This window comes from Hydrogenophaga sp. (assembly GCF_051007235.1).
Classification (GTDB): Bacteria; Pseudomonadota; Gammaproteobacteria; order Burkholderiales; family Burkholderiaceae_C; genus Hydrogenophaga.
In genome coordinates this window covers 1-2,543 of sequence record NZ_JBPCSJ010000137.1, presented here as the reverse complement: position 1 = coordinate 2,543, position 2,543 = coordinate 1, and the positions used below count along the sequence as shown (strand labels likewise).

3 protein-coding genes are annotated in these 2,543 nt (G+C 68.4%); 2 read left to right on the top strand and 1 reads right to left on the bottom strand.

The features are described 5' to 3' along the window. A partial coding sequence (locus ACR2JA_RS05215; RefSeq protein ID WP_434008051.1) for a LysR substrate-binding domain-containing protein occupies nt 1-205 on the top strand: 205 nt, incomplete at its 5' end. Nucleotides 206-446: 241 nt separating this feature from the next. Here ACR2JA_RS05215 and ACR2JA_RS05210 read toward each other — a convergent pair. Beyond that, nucleotides 447-1,973, bottom strand: a complete 1,527-nt coding sequence (locus tag ACR2JA_RS05210) for a CoA-acylating methylmalonate-semialdehyde dehydrogenase (RefSeq protein WP_434008050.1) — start codon at nt 1,971-1,973, stop codon at nt 447-449. Nucleotides 1,974-2,077: 104 nt separating this feature from the next. Here ACR2JA_RS05210 and ACR2JA_RS05205 point away from each other — a divergent pair. Further along, on the top strand, nt 2,078-2,543 hold a 466-nt coding region (locus tag ACR2JA_RS05205; RefSeq protein ID WP_434008049.1), incomplete at its 3' end, for a LysR family transcriptional regulator.

Genomic DNA, 2,543 nt, shown 5'->3' with positions numbered 1-2,543 from the left:
GGTCCGTGCCGGTCTGGGGGTGGCGGCCCTGCCGGAACTGGCGGCCGCCTTCGTGCGCCAGGACGGCGTGGTCAGCCGCCGGCTGGAGAAGCCCGAGATCCGGCGCCCGCTGGGCTTGGTGATGCGGCGCAACCGCTCGCTGTCCCCCGCGGCGGCCGAGATGGTGCGCATGCTGCGCAGCGGCTTCGGGCGCTGGACGGTGTAGGCCCCCGCCACACCCGCCGTCCAAAGAAAGGCCTCGTCACGCCCTAGCGCAACGAGGCCAGAAATGTCAGAGACCAGTGCCACCGCGGAACCGGCTTCGCCGGGCCGCTGGTGGCGCCCCCCGGGGGGCTGAGGGCTGCGGCTCCAAGTCTGCCTGCGCAGACTTGGACAGCCCGAAGTGACACCGGCTCTGACGGTGGCGCGGCCTGCAAGGCACGCCGCAGGCGGCGCGGGGGGGGACCTTACTTCGCGGTCGGCATCACGAACTCGGCGCCCTTGGCCGTCGTCTCCGGCCAGCGCTGCATGATGGACTTTTGCTTGGTATAGAAGCGCACGCCCTCTTCGCCGTAAGCGTGCATGTCGCCGAAGAGGCTCTTCTTCCAGCCGCCAAACCCTTGCCAGGCCATGGGCACGGGGATCGGCACGTTGATGCCGACCATGCCCACCTGGATGCGCCGCGCGAACTCGCGCGCCACGTTGCCGTCGCGCGTGAAGCAGCTGGTGCCGTTGCCGAACTCGTGGTCGTTGATGAGCTGCACGGCTTCGCCGAAGTCCTTCACGCGCACACAGCTCAGCACCGGGCCGAAGATCTCTTCCTTGTAAATGCGCATGCTGGGCGTGACGTTGTCGAACAGCGTGCCGCCCATCCAGAACCCGCCTTCGCAGCCCTCGCCGGTCTGCTTGGCATCGAACTGGCGGCCGTCCACCAGCAGGTCCGCGCCCTGCATGACGCCGGCGTCGATGTAGCCGCTGATGCGCTCGTGCGCGGCACGGGTCACGATGGGGCCCATCTCGGCCGCGAGGTTGGTGCCGTTGAGCACCTTCAGCGTCTTCGTGCGTTCGATCAGCTTGGGCATGATCTTCTCGGCCACATCGCCGACCAGCACCGCCACCGAGATCGCCATGCAGCGCTCACCGGCCGAGCCGTAGGCCGAACCGATCAGCGCGTCCACCGCCTGGTCGAGGTCGGCGTCGGGCATGACCACCATGTGGTTCTTGGCGCCGCCCAGGGCCTGCACGCGCTTGCCGTGGTGAGCGCCAGTCTCGTAGATGTAATTGGCGATCGGGGTGGAGCCGACGAAGCTGATGGCCTTGACGTCGGGGTGCACCAGCAACGCGTCCACGGCTTCCTTGTCGCCTTGCACGACGTTGAACACGCCGTCGGGCAGGCCGGCCTGTTTCAGCAGGTCGGCGATCAGCAGGCTGGGGGTGGGGTCGATGGGGCTGGGCTTGAGCACGAAGGTGTTGCCCGCGGCGATCGCGACCGGGAACATCCACATGGGCACCATCACCGGGAAGGTGAACGGCGTGATGCCGGCGACCACGCCCAGCGGCTGGCGGATGGTCCAGTTGTCCATGCCGGTGGAAACCTGGTCGGTGAAGTCGCCCTTGAGCAACTGCGGGATGCCGCAGGCGAATTCGATGATGTCGATGCCGCGCGAGACCTCGCCCTGCGCGTCGGTGAAGACCTTGCCGTGTTCGGCCGTGATGGCATGGGCCAGTGCGTCCTTGTGCTGGTTGACCAGTTCCAGGAACTTGAACATCACGCGCGCACGGCGGATGGGCGGTGTGTCGGCCCAGGCCGGGAAGGCGGCCTGCGCGGCGGCCACCGCCGCATCCACATCGGCCGCGTTGGCCAGCGGCACCTGGCCGGTGACGGCGCCGGTGGCGGGGTTGGTCACGGTCTGGCTGCGCGTGGCGGTACCGGCGAAGCGGGCGCCCGCCACGTGGTGCGGAATGTCGGTGATGGCGGGGTTGCGAGCGTTCATGGACGTGTCTCCGGTGGATGAATGCCCGCAGTCTAGGAACCGGGACCCGCCGATACAAGACCGAAAACCTGAATTGATTGTTCAAATCGGTGAACAATAACCCCATGACCGAGCAGAAAATGACCGACCTCTGGAGCCACTGCCATGGGCTCACCGTGTTGTCCGAACAGGGCAGCTACACCGCCGCGGCCGCGCGCCTGGGCGTGAGCAAGGCGGCCATGAGCCAGCGCATCGCCGAGCTCGAACGCGTGGCGGGCGTGGCGCTGGTGCAGCGCACCACCCGCAGCGTGCGCCTGACCGACGCTGGCCAGCGCCTGGTGGACCAGACGCGCGCCGCCTTCGAGCAGATCAGCCAGAGCTTTGCGCAGGTGCGCGACCTGGCCGAGACGCCACAGGGCCTGCTGCGGGTGACGGCACCGGTGGCCCTGGCGCGCCAGCAGATCGTGCCGCTGCTGCCCGACTTCCTGCGCCAGTACCCGCAGGTGCGCATCGAGCTGAACCTGTCGGACCGGCTGAGTTCGCTGGCCACGGAAGGCTTCGACCTCGCGATCCGCCACACCGCCCACCCGC

Bases quoted from the DNA above. Each gene is read 5' to 3' on its own strand.
- ACR2JA_RS05210 (WP_434008050.1), bottom strand. From the start codon at position 1,973: ATGAACGCTCGCAACCCCGCCATCACCGACATTCCGCACCACGTGGCG.